This is a genomic window from Sorangium sp. So ce406 (assembly GCF_051474675.1).
Taxonomy (GTDB): Bacteria; Myxococcota_A; Polyangia; order Polyangiales; family Polyangiaceae; genus Sorangium; species Sorangium cellulosum_G.
In genome coordinates, this window is record NZ_CP150340.1 from 2,005,370 (window position 1) to 2,020,204 (window position 14,835).

Annotated in this window: 11 protein-coding genes; 10 read left to right on the plus strand and 1 reads right to left on the minus strand. The window is 72.8% G+C overall.

Going from position 1 to position 14,835, the window contains the following annotated elements:
* Positions 1-231: 231 nt before the first annotated feature.
* Together WME96_RS07395 and WME96_RS07400 are read left to right on the plus strand one after the other, a co-directional pair.
* Positions 232-1,923, plus strand: coding sequence for a hypothetical protein (locus WME96_RS07395; protein ID WP_437289461.1), 1,692 nt, complete (start codon positions 232-234; stop codon positions 1,921-1,923).
* A 208-nt stretch (positions 1,924-2,131) separates the two neighbouring features.
* Positions 2,132-2,758, plus strand: coding sequence for a hypothetical protein (locus WME96_RS07400; protein WP_437289462.1), 627 nt, complete (start codon positions 2,132-2,134; stop codon positions 2,756-2,758).
* 76 nt (positions 2,759-2,834) lie between these two features.
* Here the strand turns inward: WME96_RS07400 and WME96_RS07405 are convergent, their stop codons facing one another.
* Complete coding sequence (locus WME96_RS07405; RefSeq protein ID WP_437289463.1) at positions 2,835-4,061, minus strand: hypothetical protein; 1,227 nt, start codon at positions 4,059-4,061, stop codon at positions 2,835-2,837.
* Positions 4,062-4,503: 442 nt separating this feature from the next.
* Here WME96_RS07405 and WME96_RS07410 point away from each other — a divergent pair, with 442 nt between their 5' ends.
* From WME96_RS07410 to WME96_RS07445, 8 genes are all read left to right on the plus strand, one after another.
* Positions 4,504-5,580: an FG-GAP repeat domain-containing protein gene (locus tag WME96_RS07410; RefSeq protein WP_437289464.1), complete on the plus strand. Its 1,077-nt coding sequence runs from the start codon at positions 4,504-4,506 to the stop codon at positions 5,578-5,580.
* 29 nt (positions 5,581-5,609) lie between these two features.
* A complete protein-coding gene (locus tag WME96_RS07415; protein WP_437289465.1) occupies positions 5,610-6,707 on the plus strand; it encodes an FG-GAP repeat domain-containing protein in 1,098 nt (365 codons plus the stop codon).
* A 279-nt stretch (positions 6,708-6,986) separates the two neighbouring features.
* Positions 6,987-7,229 carry a hypothetical protein gene (locus WME96_RS07420; RefSeq protein ID WP_437289466.1) on the plus strand — a complete coding sequence of 81 codons (243 nt, stop codon included), beginning with the start codon at positions 6,987-6,989 and terminating at the stop codon, positions 7,227-7,229.
* 250 nt (positions 7,230-7,479) lie between these two features.
* Positions 7,480-7,572, plus strand: a complete 93-nt coding sequence (gene kdpF, locus WME96_RS07425) for a K(+)-transporting ATPase subunit F (protein WP_063826956.1) — start codon at positions 7,480-7,482, stop codon at positions 7,570-7,572.
* Positions 7,569-9,311, plus strand: coding sequence for a potassium-transporting ATPase subunit KdpA (kdpA, locus tag WME96_RS07430; RefSeq protein ID WP_437289467.1), 1,743 nt, complete (start codon positions 7,569-7,571; stop codon positions 9,309-9,311). Before kdpF ends, kdpA begins: the two co-directional genes overlap by 4 nt.
* Positions 9,308-11,491: a potassium-transporting ATPase subunit KdpB gene (gene kdpB / locus WME96_RS07435; RefSeq protein WP_437289468.1), complete on the plus strand. Its 2,184-nt coding sequence runs from the start codon at positions 9,308-9,310 to the stop codon at positions 11,489-11,491. Before kdpA ends, kdpB begins: the two co-directional genes overlap by 4 nt.
* Before the next feature lie 20 nt (positions 11,492-11,511).
* The gene (gene kdpC / locus WME96_RS07440) at positions 11,512-12,084 is read left to right on the plus strand and encodes a potassium-transporting ATPase subunit KdpC (protein WP_437289469.1); all 573 of its coding nucleotides are present in this window, start codon (positions 11,512-11,514) and stop codon (positions 12,082-12,084) included.
* A 14-nt stretch (positions 12,085-12,098) separates the two neighbouring features.
* The gene (locus WME96_RS07445; protein ID WP_437289470.1) at positions 12,099-14,831 is read left to right on the plus strand and encodes a DUF4118 domain-containing protein; all 2,733 of its coding nucleotides are present in this window, start codon (positions 12,099-12,101) and stop codon (positions 14,829-14,831) included.
* Positions 14,832-14,835 lie beyond the last annotated feature (4 nt).

Sequence of the window (14,835 nt, forward strand, 5' to 3'; positions counted from 1 at the left end):
CCGATGCCGCAGCCAGCCACCCGTCGGCACACGGTGCCCCAGGTCGTGAGCTGAACATCGATGTAAAATTTTGCCGATTCTGGATCGCGGCTTCCCCTCGGCCCCTCACGAGCGCCGTCCCCCCGCGCCCGGCTCTCCGGTGGTATCCACGACCGCCCGGCTCGGGTCCCGACGGCCGCCCGCCGGTCTTCGGCGAAACCTTCGCGGGCCGCCCGTGTCCAAGGAAACCTGATGCGCTCGATCCCCCGCTCCGTCTTCACCGCCCTCGCCGCCGCGATGGGGCTCTCCCTCGCGGCCTGCGCTGCAGCTCCTCCGCCCGCGGCGCAAGCGCCCGTCCCGCAGGGCGACGGCCGCGCGGCGACCCCGCCGCCGCCTCCGCTCCCCGAGAACGAGGCGTTCGCCGTCCACGGGACGCTCAAGGACGAGTGGCTGCCGCTCCTCAAGCAGGCGCCCTTCGACCCGAAGTCCGCGCTGGTCCCCCCGACGCCGGCCGGGGTGCCCGCCCCGCCGGCCGCCTGCGAGGCGTTCGCGCGGCGCGCCCCCGCCGCGCCCGCGCGCGCCTGCGGCGACGCGCAGGGCGCCCTCGACGCGCTCGACGCCGCGCTCGCCGAGGACGACCCCGCGAAGCGCGACGCGCGGCTCGCGGGCGTCGAGACGTGCGCCGGCCTCGAGGCGGGCCTCGCGCGCGCCCTCCGGGCCGAGCTCGCGCCCGTCGCCTGCGGCGACGCGATCGCCGCGCCGTTCCTCGAGGCGCCGCCGGCGACGCTCAAGGGCGACCTCTACCAGGTGCTGCTCGGCCTCACGCTCTCCGCCCGGCTCGCGCGCACGGCGACCGAGCCGCCCGCGCTCCGGCCGCCGTACGACGCCCAGCGCGTCGTCGCGTTCACCAAGGGGCCGCTCTTCACGTGGGTCACCGATCAGGCCCGCGCGATCGAGGACCTCGGGCGGCTCGGGGTCGCGCTGCCGTTCTACGCGAAGGGCATCGTCGCCGTGGAGTCCGGGCGCGCCGACATGCGGCTCGTCGAGGCGGTCCGGTCGGCGCCGCTGCCCGACGCCATGCGGAAGGACGCGGAGCTCAGCAACGTCTACTACGGCGAGCTCGACCAGCTCCTGGAGCCCTGGAAGACGCGCGGCCGCGACGCCGCGCTCGTCGGCCTGCGCGAGCTCTCGTCGGTCGGCGCGCTCCGCGACGCCCGCGTCGACGGCGCGCGCGCGATGCTCTCCCGCCTCTACGGCGGCCGGCGCGTCGACGCGCTGGACGCGCTGGAGCTGCCGCCGCCCCCGGCGGCGACGCCGTCGACGGCCGTCGAGCGGCTCGCGGCCCGCCTGCCGACGTACTACGCCGGCCGCCTGCTCCCGGCCGACGCGGCGGCGCGGCCGGAGACCCTGCGCGCGCTGCTCGGCCGGGGCGTCCCGCTGCAGCACCGCGCGGCGCTGCGTACGGCCGAGCTCTCGCCCGAGGCGCGGCTGCTCTATGCGCGGGCGCGGATCGAGCTCGGCCGGCTGTACTGGCGGGCCGTGGACTTCGATCAGGCGACCGCGCTGCTCACGGCGTGGCCCGAGGGGACGCCGCGCCCGCCCGAGGCGACGATGCTGCTCGCGCTCGCGCTCGGCCTGCGCAACGGCCCCGAGGACGCGGCGCTGATGATGCGGCGGGCGCCGCTCGCGGGGCTCGGCCTGGGCGACCTCGCGGCGCTCGACTGGGTGGCCCGCGTGAAGCCGGCGTCGCCCCACGCGGGCATCGCGGCGTACGACGCGGCGCTGATCAAGCAGATCGCGGCGCCCCAGGGCGCGGACGCGAGCTACTGGTCCGACGTGGCCGCGCGGTTCCGCGAGGCGCAGGCGCTCCTGACGGGGCCGCTGGCGCAGGCGGCGGAGGAGCGGGCGCGCGCGGCCGACGAGGTCGCGCGGTCGGCGCGCTGAGGCGCGGTCGGCGGAGGATCCCGGCGGGCGGCCCTCAGCGGGCGCCCTCGCCGGGCGGCTTGTACTCCGTGAGCTGACCCGTCGCGACGAAGCCTATCTGCGCATGGAGCGCCGGCCGCTCCTCGGAGCATGCAGCGCGGACGGGCTGGTCCTTGTGTTGGCGGTGCCCACCTACCAGCCGGCCCGCCTGGTGCTGCGCGGAAAGGCCATGACACGTACGAACGACGTCGTGCGTCTTGAACATGCGACGCGCAAGCGCGTCGGCGATCCTGCCATGTCGGAGATCTCCGGCGTGGTGCTCGTCGACAACATCGCCCCCGAGAAGAAGGTGCTCGTCCATTACCGGGACGCGGGCGGCAACTGGCGCGTCGTCCCGGCGCGATATGACTCCGCGCCGCCCTGGGGCTCTCCCGAGCGGTGGGTCTTCTCCGGGATCATCTATCCTGCCGGATACCAGGAGCCGGCGCGGTTCGCGATCCAGTACATCGTCGCCGGGCGCGAGTACTGGGACAACAACGAGCAGCACGACTACCTCCTGGATCCGGGGGGGATCGTGTTCGGAGACGCGCCGCTCTTCGGCTTCGATCGCCTCCAGCGCATCGTGGAGTTCGTGGGCTGGCGGTACCGCATGGATGTGGTGAAGATCGAGGAAGCCATGCCGCTCCCCGGGCGCGGGTACACAGCGCGATACAAGGTCACGATCGGGCGAAGCCTGGGGCCAGGCCGTTACGCCCACGCGCGCTGCGTGGCCCTCGCCGTGCGCGGCGCCGACGTCAGCGTCCTGAGCCAGACCGTGTGCGAGTCCCTCCCTGCGCTCGATCTCGTCACCCCTTGATCCGGGCGCCCGAGGGGCGGCAGGCCCGCGATGCTCGCCGGCCGACGCGGCGCGCCGAGCTGCGGGCGGCGCGGCCTCACGGTCCGCCCGAGCCGCCGGCGCCGCCCGTTCCGGGGATCCACCAGCCTCCGCCGCTGGCTCCAGCGCCGCCGGTGCCCTGGTTGCCGATGCCCGGGCCGCTGCCCGCGCCAGGGCCGCTGCCCGCGCCAGGGTCGCCGCCGGCGCCGCCCGCGCCAGCGTCACCGCCCGCGCCAGCGTCGCCGCCCTCGCCATCGTCGCCGCCCGCGCCATCGTCGCCGCCCGCGCCAGGACCGCCGCCCGCGCCCGGGGGGTCCAGGATGGGGCCTGGGCTGACCACGCCCCCTCCCATCGCGGCCAGGTCATAGGCGCGGTACGTCGCAAAATAAACACCGATCGGCTTGAGCACGAAGCCGGAGCCCACGACGACGCCCCCCGCCGGGCCGACTCCCCAGGCCCAGCCGCCGAGACTGACGATGTCCCAGGTGATCTTCTGGAACACCGGATAAGCCGAGATCCGCGCATAAGCTGCCGTGGGCACGAAGTAGGTCGAGCTGGCTTGAAGCGTGATGGTCTCGCTCACGCTGAACCCGACCGCCGACGAGATATCCGAGAGAGATATCGGGCAGTTGCCCGGCCCCACGAGCGGGGCGTTCCCCGACGGCGCGCCGTTGCCCGGCGCGCCCCCGCTCCACGATGGCTGTCCGTTCGACGGCGCGCCGTTGCCCGGCGCGCTCCCGCTCCACGATGGCTGTCCGTTCGAGGGCCTGCAGTCGTCGGACATGCTCCACGGGGGCAGGCAGTCCGTCGGCGCGCGGGAGCCCGGCGTGCCCCCCGGGCCAGGCGCGAACGGCGCGCCAGGCGTCCCCGGCAGCCCGTTGCCGAAGCCCATGCCCGGCGCGCCGCCGAAAGGGGGCAAGCCTGCCCCGAAGAAAGGCGGTAGTCCCGGTAGGCCCGGTAGTCCCGGCAGGCCCGTCGCGGGCTGCGATTCCGCGGGTGTGACGGTGGCGGTGGCGGTCCCGGTGAGGCTCACGGAGGGCTGGACGCTCGCCGATACGGCGATGTCCAGCGTCCGCGGGCCGAACCCCTCCGCCACGCTGAGCACGTGGGCGGCGTCCTCCCAGTGGTACGTCTCCGGGAGGACGAACACATTCGCGATCATCTGACCGTGACACAGGGCGCCGCGCGCCTCGCCGGTCTCGGTGTGCACACCGCTGCTGTCCGGGAGCCCCGGCGCCTCGCGTGGGCCCGCGCAGCTGAGCGATGAAACGAGAACCATCGCCATGCCAGGCGTGATCTTTCTGTCGGGTGCAAACATCGGTGAACCTCGGGTTGCCGTCCGTGCCGCGCTGATCTGAGCTGCCAGGCATCGAGGGCTCCGGGGGGGAAGGACCGTCTCCCGCGGCGTCCGGGTCTCCTGGGAGGCCTCTCTTTCGGGACACCGGCGATCCGGGATCGGACGCCAGCTCATGAAACGCCGCGCGCGTCCGGATCTCTGGAGAGCGATCCCCTCGGTGAGCACAGGAGGCCTGCTCGATGAACCGGCATGCAAGAAGCGGGGAATGCCAGGTTTAGCTCGCATGTGGGCGCCGCGCCGAGATCCGGCGCAAAGGATGATTCGATGGACTGGCGCTTGCCGCTCTCCCCGCGCGCGTGACCGGCGCGCTCACGGCCGCGGCTCGGCGCCGCCGGAGCGAACGTCATGACCACGCGCGAGCGAGGCCAGCATGAGACAGCCTGCCACCGTCGTGAGGGCCGCGAGCGCGGCCTGCGCGATCCTCACCGCCGCCGCCTGTGCGCAAGACGTCGATCCGCAGCGCGACGCGCCGCCCATGGAGCCTCCGGCCTCGTCGATCGGCGCCGCGGGGCAGCGGCTCGGCGAGCCACGATGGGTGATCACCCAGGCGCTCGACTTCAACGCTGACGGCATGGCCGATGTGCTCTGGAACGACGCCGAGCGAGGTCTTGTGGCCGTGTGGTTGATGGAGGGGACCCGCCTGCTCGCGCCCGGGCCGTTCATCCCGGGGCCGCCCGGCGGTCGCTGGTTCGCCAAGACGAGCGACTTCAACTTCGACGGCATGGCGGATGTGCTCTGGCGTCACGAAGAGCAGGGCGCGATGGCGGTGTGGTTGATGGAGGGAACCCACCTGCTGGCGCCCGGGCCGATCCTCCCCGCGCCGGGCGGCGGCGGCTGGTTCGCCAGGGCGATCGACTACAACGCCGACAACATGGCCGACGTGCTCTGGAGCAACGGCGAACAGGGGGTGATGGCGGTGTGGTTGATGGAGGGGACCCGCCTGCTGGCGCCGGGGCCGTTCATCCCGGGGCCGATCGGCGACGGCTGGGACGTCGCCGCCGTGGGCGACTTCAACGCCGACGGCATGTCGGACGCGGTCTGGCGCCATGCGGAGCAGAACCTGATGGCGGTGTGGCTGATGGAGGGAACTCGCCTGCTGGCGCCGGGGCCGCCCATCCCGGGGCCGATCGGCGACGGCTGGGCGATCGCCTGGGGCGCCGACTTCAACGGCGATGGCATGGCCGACGTGCTCTGGAACAACGCGGAGCAGAACCTGATGGCGGTGTGGCTGATGGAGGGGACCCGCCTGCTGGCGCCCGGGCCGTTCATCCCGGGGCCGCTCGGCGATGGCTGGGTGGCGCGCACCGCCGGCGATCTGAGCTTCGACGGCATGGCGGACGTGGTCTGGCAAAGGGGCGAGACGAGCGAGATGGCGGTGTGGCTGATGGAGGGGAGCGAGCTGCTCGCGCCCGGGCCGGTGATCCCGGGGCCCCTCGACGGCGAGTGACCGCGGCGCCTGCGCCAGGTGCAGGAGACGTGCAGAGGAGGAGGCTCGTGGAGGTGCTGAAGGGTCTGTGTGCCGTCGCCGTGGGGTGCGTCGCGCCCTCGGGCTGCGCGGCGGACGCCGAGCTGCGAGAGCGAGGAGGGCTCGCGCTGGAGCTCCCGGCGACGTCGCTCGGCGCCGTGGTTCCGCGCGCGAACGGGGCCGGATGGAAGGTCATGCAGGGGGCCGACTTCAACTTTGACGGCATGGCCGATGTGCTCTGGAACCACGCGGAGCACAACCTGGCGGCGGTGTGGCTGATGGACGGCAGCCGGCTCCTCGCGCCGGGGCCGGTGATCCCCGGGCCGGTCGGCGAGGGCTGGGTGGCCGCCTCTGCGGCCGACTTCAACCATGACGGCATGGCGGACGTGCTCTGGAACAGCCCCGAGCTGAACCTGATGTCGATCTGGCTCATGGCTGGCAGCCGGCTGCTCGCGCCGGGCCCGCTCATCCCGGGGCCGATCGGCGACGGCTGGGTCGCCGTCCAGAACCTGTTCGACCTCAATCGCGACAACATGGTCGATGTCGTCTGGAACAACCCGGAACAGAACCTGATGGCCGTCTGGTTGATGGAGGGGAGCCAGCTCCTCGCGCCGGGGCCGTTCATCCCGGGGCCGCCCGGCGACGGCTGGAAGGCGGTCGCGGTGGGGGACACCAACTTCGACGGCATGGGGGATGTCGTCTGGAACAACCCGGAGCAGAACCTGATGGCCGTCTGGTTGATGGAGGGAAGCCAGCTTCTCGCGCCCGGGCCGGTGATCCCGGGGCCGATCGGCGATGGCTGGATCGTTGTCACGGCGAACGACTTCAGCGGCGACGGCGAGGCGGACGTGCTCTGGACGCACGCCGAGCAGGGCCTCATGGCCATCTGGCTGATGGATGGCAGCCGGCTGCTCGCGCCGGGGCCGGTGATCCCGGGGCCGCTCGGCGAAGGCTGGTCCGTGCGCACCGCCGGCGACGCCAACTTCGACAGCATGGCGGACGCGATGTGGCAGGCCGACGGAACGAACCAGATGGCCATCTGGCTGATGGAGGGCAGCCGCCTGCTCGCGCCCGGGCCGGTGATCCCGGGGCCCCACGGCGGCGGGTAATCGGCAGCACATGGCTGATCATCCCGTCCCGCCGATCCCGGTCGCGCTGCATCGGCTGTGTGCGGCCGCGCGCGTCGGTTGCCCGCGCCATGATCGTGCGCTGGCCGGAAGCTGCGGCCCCGCGGCGCGGTCGAGGGGGCCTGGGCGTCGGGATACGCGATCTTGACGCCTGGACGGCACGCCCTGAGGCGATCTTGACGCGGCGAGGGTTATCTTTTGCCGGTATCGCCGATCGACCGCCATCCGCAGACCGCCGCCATGAAGTCGCCGAGCAGATCCGTGGACGCCGCTCCCTTCAGGGTGCCAGCAGAGGACCACCCTCGGATCCCGGAGGACGACCCCCGGACTGACGCGGATCTCGCCCCCGTCTTCCTGCTCACCTGGCTCACCTGCATGCTCACGACGATCGGGGCGGTCGCGCGCGGCGAGACGTTCGGCGGCGGGACCACGCTGGCCGCGCTCGCCGCGCTCCTCGTGCCCTGCCTGCTCAGAGACTGGTTACGGCCGCGACGGCACAGGTAGAGGTAGGCGCGGGCCGGGGATCGTTCGAATCGCCCGACCCCATGACCGGCCTTGATGCTTTCTTGACGCCGCACCGCTCTGGATTGACAGCCTCTTGACCTGAGGGGGACTACCCTCTTCCCCGCTCGGTCGGCACGGGCGTTAGAGCGCCCGGTGAGGTCGCCATGGACGTGATCTACCTGGGACTGACGGTCCTCTGTTTCTCTCTGTTTGCAGGGCTCATTGAGCTCTGTGAAAGGGTCTGAGCGCCATGACCGCGTTCACCTGGATCTCGGGCGCCATCGCGCTGGGTCTCCTGGTTTACCTGATCTTCGCCCTCCTCAGGCCGGAGAGCCTGTCATGACCGCCAGCGGCGCGCTTCAGGTAGCGCTCTACGTGGCCGTCCTCCTCGGCCTCTCCGTCCCGCTCGGCACAACCATGGCGCGGGTCTACCAGGGCGAGCGTGGCCTCATGACCAGAGTCCTGGGGCCGGTCGAGCGGCTCATCTACCGCGCCGCGGGCGTGCGGGCGGATCAGGAGATGCGCTGGCAGGAGTACGCCTTCGCGGTGCTCGCGTTCAACCTGGCCGGGCTCCTCGTCCTCTATGCCCTCCAGCGGCTCCAGGGCGTCCTCCCGCTGAACCCCGAGGGCATGGCCGCTGTCCCGCCCGGTCTCGCGTTCAACACCGCCGCGAGCTTCGCCTCCAACACGAACTGGCAGGCGTACGGCGGCGAGTCGACGCTCAGCTACCTGACGCAGATGGTTGGGCTCGGGGTGCAGAACTTCGTGTCCGCCGCCACCGGCATGGCCGTGCTCGTGGCGCTGATCCGCGGGATCACGCGGAAGACCGCGGACACCGTCGGGAGCTTCTGGGTCGATCTCGTCCGGAGCACCCTCTACATCCTCCTGCCGCTCTCCCTCGTGCTCGCCGTCCTCCTCGTGTCCCAGGGGGTCGTCCAGGGCTTCGGCGCGTACCAGAGCGCGTCGCTGCTCCAGGTCGTCAAGGACCCGAGCGGCAACGTGGTCGCCCAGCAGGTGATCCCGATGGGACCCGCGGCCTCGCAGATCGCGATCAAGCAGCTCGGGACCAACGGCGGCGGGTTCTTCGGCGCGAACTCGGCGCACCCCTTCGAGAACCCGACCGCCCTCTCGAGCTTCCTCGAGATGCTCGCGATACTGCTCATCCCCGCCGCCCTGTGCCACACGTTCGGCCGGATGGTGGGCGACAGGCGCCAGGGCTGGGCCGTGCTCGCCGCGATGACGGCCATCTTCGTGGTCCTCCTCGTCCCCTGCGTCGCCTGGGAGCAGGCGGGCAACCCCGCGCTCTCCGGCCTGGGCGTCGATCAGGCGGCGAGCGCGCTCCAGGCCGGCGGCAACATGGAAGGCAAGGAGGCGCGCTTCGGCATCACGAGCTCCGCCCTCTGGGCGACGGCCACCACGGCGGCCTCGAACGGCTCGGTCAACGCGATGCACGACTCCTTCACGCCCCTCGGCGGGCTCGTGCCCCTCTGGCTCATGCAGCTCGGCGAGGTCGCCTTCGGCGGCGTCGGCTCCGGCCTCTACGGCATGCTGATGTTCGTCGTCATCGCCGTCTTCGTGGCCGGCCTGATGGTGGGGCGCACGCCGGAGTACCTCGGCAAGAAGGTCGAGGCGTTCGAGATGAAGATGGCGTCCCTGGTCGTGCTCTTCCCGGCGATCACGGTCCTCGCCGGCACCGCCGTCGCCGTGATGACCGAGGCAGGGCAGAAGGGCATCTTCAACCCGGGACCGCACGGGTTCAGCGAGGTGCTCTACGCGTTCTCCTCCGGCGCGAACAACAACGGCAGCGCCTTCGGCGGCCTCGGCGCGAACAGCCCGTTCTACAACACCGCCATCGGCGTCGCGATGCTCATCGGCCGCTACGCGGTGATCGTCCCCGTGCTCGCGCTCGCGGGCTCGCTCGCGCGAAAGAAGCTCGTCCCGGCCGGCCCGGGCACGCTGCCCACGCACACGCCGCTCTTCGTCGCGCTCCTGACCGGCACCGTGCTGCTCGTCGGCGCGCTCACGTTCGTCCCCGCGCTCGCGCTCGGGCCCATCGTCGAGCACCTGGAGATGACGCGATGACCGTGAACCTCCGCGCCGCCGCCGAGGCGATCGAAAGGCGCGGCGCGGCCGCTCCGCCCCCCGCGCTGTCGCCGCCGCCGAGGCCGCGCCACCCGTCCCGCGACGTCGAGGGGAAGAAGACCGCGGCGAGGCCGCTCCTCGACCCGGCGATCCTCAGGCCGGCGATCGCCGCCGCGTTCCGCAAGCTCGACCCGCGCCATCAGGTGCGCAACCCGGTGATGTTCGTGGTCCTCGCCGGGAGCGCCCTCACCACGGCCCTGTCCGTGCACGCGCTGCTCGGCGAGGGCGAGGAGCCGCCCGGATTCATCCTCGCCATCTCCCTCTGGCTCTGGTTCACCGTGCTCTTCGCGAGCTTCGCGGAGGCCGTGGCCGAGGGGCGCGGCAAGGCGCAGGCGGACACGCTGCGCAAGGCGCGGCGCGACGTCGAGGCCGTGAAGCTCGCCTCCCCCGAGCGCGACGCGGCGCGGACCACGGTGTCCGCGTCGAGCCTCCGGAAGGGGGACCTCGTGCTGGTGGAGGCAGGCGCGATCATCCCGGGCGACGGCGACGTCGTCGTCGGCGTCGCGTCGGTCGACGAGAGCGCCGTCACCGGCGAGAGCGCCCCCGTCGTGCGGGAGAGCGGCGGCGACAGGAGCGCCGTCACCGGCGGGACGCGCGTCCTGTCCGACTGGCTCATCGTCCGCGTCTCGGCCAACCCCGGCGAGGCGTTCCTCGACCGGATGATCGCGATGGTGGAGGGGGCGAAGCGGAAGAAGACGCCGAACGAGATCGCGCTCGACATCCTCCTCGCCGCGCTCACCATCGTGTTCCTCCTCGCGACCGCGACGCTGCTGCCGTACTCGATCCACGGCGTCCGGGCGGCGGGGCAGGGGACCCCGATCAGCATCACCGTGCTCACGGCGCTGCTCGTGTGCCTGATCCCGACCACGATCGGCGGGCTGCTCTCGGCGATCGGCATCGCCGGCATGGACCGGATGATCCAGGCGAACGTCATCGCCACGTCGGGCCGCGCCGTCGAGGCCGCCGGCGACGTCGACGTGCTGCTGCTCGACAAGACCGGCACGATCACGCTCGGCAACCGGCAGGCGACGGAGCTCATCCCGGCGGACGGCGTCGAGGCGAGGGCGCTCGCCGACGCCGCGCAGCTCGCGTCGCTGGCCGACGAGACCCCCGAGGGGCGCAGCGTCGTCGTGCTCGCGAAGGAGAAGCACGGCCTGCGCGAGCGCGACCTCGGGGCCCTCGGGGCCCGCTTCGTCCCCTTCTCCGCGCAGATCCGGATGAGCGGCGTCGACCACGGCGCGCGCGAGATCCGGAAGGGCGCCGTCGAGGCGATCGAGGCCTACGTCAAGGAAAAGGGTGGCGCGGTCCCGGCCGCGGTGCGCGCGGTGAGCGAGGCCATCTCCCGGAAGGGCGGCACGCCGCTCGTGGTCGCCGAGGGCGGCGCGGTGCTCGGCGTCATCCACCTCAAGGACATCGTGAAGGGCGGCATCCGGGAGCGCTTCGGCGACCTCCGGCGCATGGGGATCAAGACCGTGATGATCACGGGCGACAACCCGCTCACGGCCGCGGCCATCGCCGCCGAGGCCGGCGTCGACGACTTCCTCGCGCAGGCCACGCCCGAGGCCAAGCTCTCGCTGATCCGCGAGTACCAGGCGGGCGGGCGGCTCGTCGCCATGACCGGCGACGGGACGAACGACGCCCCCGCGCTGGCGCAGGCGGACGTCGCGGTCGCCATGAACACGGGCACCCAGGCCGCGAAGGAGGCCGGGAACATGGTGGATCTCGACTCGAACCCGACCAAGCTCATCGAGATCGTCGAGATCGGCAAGCAGCTCCTGATGACGCGGGGCGCGCTGACGACCTTCAGCCTGGCGAACGACGTGGCCAAGTACTTCGCCATCATCCCGGCGGCCTTCGTCTCGACGTACCCCGCGCTCGGGCGGCTCAACGTGATGGGGCTCTCCACCCCGCGCCGCGCGGTGCTCTCGGCCGTGATCTTCAACGCGCTCGTCATCGTGGCGCTGATCCCGCTCGCGCTCCGGGGCATCCGATACCGGTCCGTCGGCGCGGAGCGCATGCTCCGCAGGAACCTGCTCGTCTACGGCCTCGGCGGGCTCCTCGCGCCGTTCGTGGGGATCAAGCTCATCGATCTCCTCCTCTCCGCCCTCGGCCTCGCCTGATCACCCAGGGAAAGAACGCCATGCTCGCCCACCTGCGACCCGCCCTCGTCCTGCTCCTCGCCCTCACCGGCGTCACGGGGTTCGTCTACCCGCTGCTCTCGACCGCGATCGCCCAGGCCGCGTTCCCCCACCAGGCGAACGGCAGCCTCGTGCGGAAGGACGGCCACGTGGTCGGGTCGAGCCTGCTCGGCCAGCCGTTCGACGATCCCCGCTACTTCTGGGGGCGCCCCTCGGCGACGAGCCCCGTGCCCTACGCCGGGCAGGCCTCCGCCGGGAGCCACCTCGGGCCCACGAACCCCGCCCTGGCCGGGGCGGTCAAGGCGAGGATCGACGCGCTCCGCGCCGCGGATCCGGGGAGCGCCGCGCCGGTGCCGGTCGACCTCGTGACCGCCTCCGGCAGCGGCCTCGATCCGCACATCAGCCCCGCGGCGGCGGCGTACCAGGTGCGGCGCGTCGCGCGCGCGCGCGGCCTCCCCGAGGACGAGGTGCGCCGGCTCGTCGCGCGGCACACCGAGGGGCGGCTGCTCGGGCTCCTCGGCGAGCCACACGTGAACGTGCTCCTCCTGAACCTCGCCCTCGACGGCGCCCGCTGAGGAGGCCGCGCGCGGTGGTGGACGCAGGCGACGACCGGCCGGATCCCGAGGCGCTGCTCGCCGCGGCACGCGAGGAGGAGGAGCGCGAGCAGAAGGGCAAGCTCAAGATCTTCTTCGGCGCCGCGCCCGGGGTCGGCAAGACGTACGCGATGCTCAGGGCGGCGCGATCGCTCCGCGACGAGGGCGTCGACCTCGTCGTCGGGTGGGTCGAGACGCACGGGCGCGCCGAGACCGAGGCGCTCCTCGAGGAGCCCCCGCGGCTGCCGCGCCTGCCGGCGATCGAGGTCGATCACCGCGGCAGAACGCTGCGGGACTTCGACCTCGAGGCCGCGCTGAAGCGCCGTCCGAAGCTCCTCGTCGTCGACGAGCTGGCGCACACGAACGCGCCGGGGCTCAGGCACCCGAAGCGCTGGCAGGACGTCCTGGACCTCCTGGAGGCCGGGATCGACGTCTACACCACCGTCAACGTCCAGCACATCGAGAGCCTGAACGACGTGGTGGCGCAGGTGACCGGCGTCGTGGTCCGGGAGACGGTGCCCGACTCGATGATCGAGCGCGCCGACGAGATCGAGATCATCGACCTGCCCCCGGACGACCTCCTCGAGCGGCTGCGCGAGGGCAAGGTCTACCTCTCGGAGCAGATCGAGCGGGCGGCGAGCAGCTTCTTCCGCAAGGGCAACCTCATCGCCCTGCGCGAGCTCGCCCTCCGGCGCACCGCCGAGCGCGTCGACGGCCAGATGCGCGGCTACATGCGCGCCCACGGGATCCAGAAGACGTGGGCCGTCGCCGAGCGGATCGTCGTCTGCGTGGGCCCGAGCCCCATGTCGGCGCGGCTGATCCGGGCGACGCGGCGGATGGCCGGCGGCCTGAAGGCGGAGTGGCACGCGGTCTACGTGCAGACGCCCGCCCAGGCGCGGCTCTCCCAGGCCGATCGCGAGCGGGTCGACCGGAACCTCGCGCTCGCCGAGCGCCTCGGCGCCAGCACGGTCCATCTTCACGGCGCGGAGGTCGCCGCGGAGGTCCTGCGGTACGCGAGGCGCCACAACGTCTGCAAGATCGTCGTCGGCAAGCCGACCCACCCCCGATGGAAGGACTTCGTCTACGGCTCGCTGCTCGACGATCTCGTGCGCCAGAGCGGCGACATCGACGTCCACGTCATCCAGGGGACGGCGGAGGCTCAGAAGCCGGAGCCCGGGCTGCCGGAGCGGCGCCCGGCCAGGCCGGCGGCGTACGCCTTGAGCGGGTGCGTGGTGGTGCTCTGCACGCTCGTCTCGTGGCTCATGCACCCGTTCTCCGACCTGGCGAACCTCATCATGGTGTACCTGGTCGGGGTCGTCTTCGTCGCGGCCCGCTTCGGCGCCGGGCCCTCGGTGCTCGCGTCGGTGCTGGGCGTCGCCGCCTTCGATTTCTTCTTCGTAAGGCCCTACCTGACCCTCGCGGTCGGCGATCTCCGGTACCTCCTCACGTTCGCCATCATGCTCGGGGTGGGTCTCGTCATCGCCAGCCTCACCGCGCGCATCCGTCGCCAGGGCGAGAGCGCCGGCGAGCGCGAGCAGCGCACCGCGGCGCTCTACGCGATGAGCAGGGAGCTGACCGCCCTGCGCGGTATCGACAAGCTCAGCCTGGCGGCCGCGCGCCACGTGCGCGACGTGTTCGAGGCGGACGCCGCCGTCCTCCTGCCCGGCCCCGACGGGCGGCTCGCCGTCCGGGCGGGCACGGCCGACGATCTGGCCGGGAGCGAGCAGGAGCGGGCGGTCGCGGAGTGGACCTATGCGCGCGGCCGAGCCGCGGGCGCCGGGACCGACACCCTCCCGAGCGCGGCCGCGATGCACCTGCCGCTCCAGGGCTCCTCCGGGCCGATCGGCGTCCTCAGCGTCCGCCCGCGCTCGACATCGTCGTTCCTCGACCTGGGCCGGCGCGAGCTGCTCGGCGCCTTCGCCACGCAGACGGCGCTCGCGCTGGAGCGCGCGCTCCTCGCGAAGCAAGCCCAGCAAGCCCAGCTCCACGCGCAGGCGGAGGAGCTCCGCAACGCTCTCCTGAGCTCCGTCTCGCACGATCTGCGCACGCCGCTCGCCACGATCACGGGCGCCGCCGGCGCGCTGCTCGACGACGGCGACGATGGGCCGGCGCTCGACCCGTCCGCCCGGCGCGAGCTGACCCAGACGGTGCTGGAGGAAGCGCAGCGGCTGGAGCGCCTCGTCCGCAACCTGCTCGACATGACGCGGCTGGAATCCGGGGCGCTCGCGGTCAAGAAGGAGTGGCTGCCGCTCGAGGAGGTCGTCGGGGCTGCGCTGAACCGGGTCGAGGAGCACCTCGAGGGACGGCAGGTCTCGATCGAGCTCGGCCGGGCGACGGGGCTCGTGCCGATGGATGGGGTGCTGATCGAGCAGGTGCTCATCAACCTCCTCGAGAACGCGCTCAGGTACTCGCCGGCCGGCAGCCCGATCGCGATCCGGGGGTTCACCGAGGGAGACGTGGCGATGCTCGAGATCAAGGATCGCGGTCCGGGCATATCGCCGGGCGAGGAGGAGGCGATCTTCGAGAAGTTCCACCGGGGGCGCGGCCACGGCCGCCAGGGCCTCGGCCTCGGCCTCACGATCTGCCGCGGCATCGTGGCCGCGCACGGCGGGCGGATCACGGCGGAGAACCGGCCTGACGGGGGCGCGATCTTCCGCGTGACGCTGCCCATCGAGGGCCGCCCGCCGGACGTCGCCCCCCTGGAGCTGCCGGCGCCGGCGGGCGCCTGATAGC

Bases quoted from the DNA above. Each gene is read 5' to 3' on its own strand.
- WME96_RS07395 (WP_437289461.1), top strand. From the start codon at position 232: ATGCGCTCGATCCCCCGCTCCGTCTTCACCGCCCTCGCCGCCGCGATG.
- WME96_RS07400 (WP_437289462.1), top strand. From the start codon at position 2,132: ATGACACGTACGAACGACGTCGTGCGTCTTGAACATGCGACGCGCAAG.
- WME96_RS07405 (WP_437289463.1), bottom strand. From the start codon at position 4,061: ATGGCGATGGTTCTCGTTTCATCGCTCAGCTGCGCGGGCCCACGCGAG.
- WME96_RS07410 (WP_437289464.1), top strand. From the start codon at position 4,504: ATGAGACAGCCTGCCACCGTCGTGAGGGCCGCGAGCGCGGCCTGCGCG.
- kdpF (WP_063826956.1), top strand. From the start codon at position 7,480: ATGACCGCGTTCACCTGGATCTCGGGCGCCATCGCGCTGGGTCTCCTG.
- kdpA (WP_437289467.1), top strand. From the start codon at position 7,569: ATGACCGCCAGCGGCGCGCTTCAGGTAGCGCTCTACGTGGCCGTCCTC.
- kdpB (WP_437289468.1), top strand. From the start codon at position 9,308: ATGACCGTGAACCTCCGCGCCGCCGCCGAGGCGATCGAAAGGCGCGGC.
- kdpC (WP_437289469.1), top strand. From the start codon at position 11,512: ATGCTCGCCCACCTGCGACCCGCCCTCGTCCTGCTCCTCGCCCTCACC.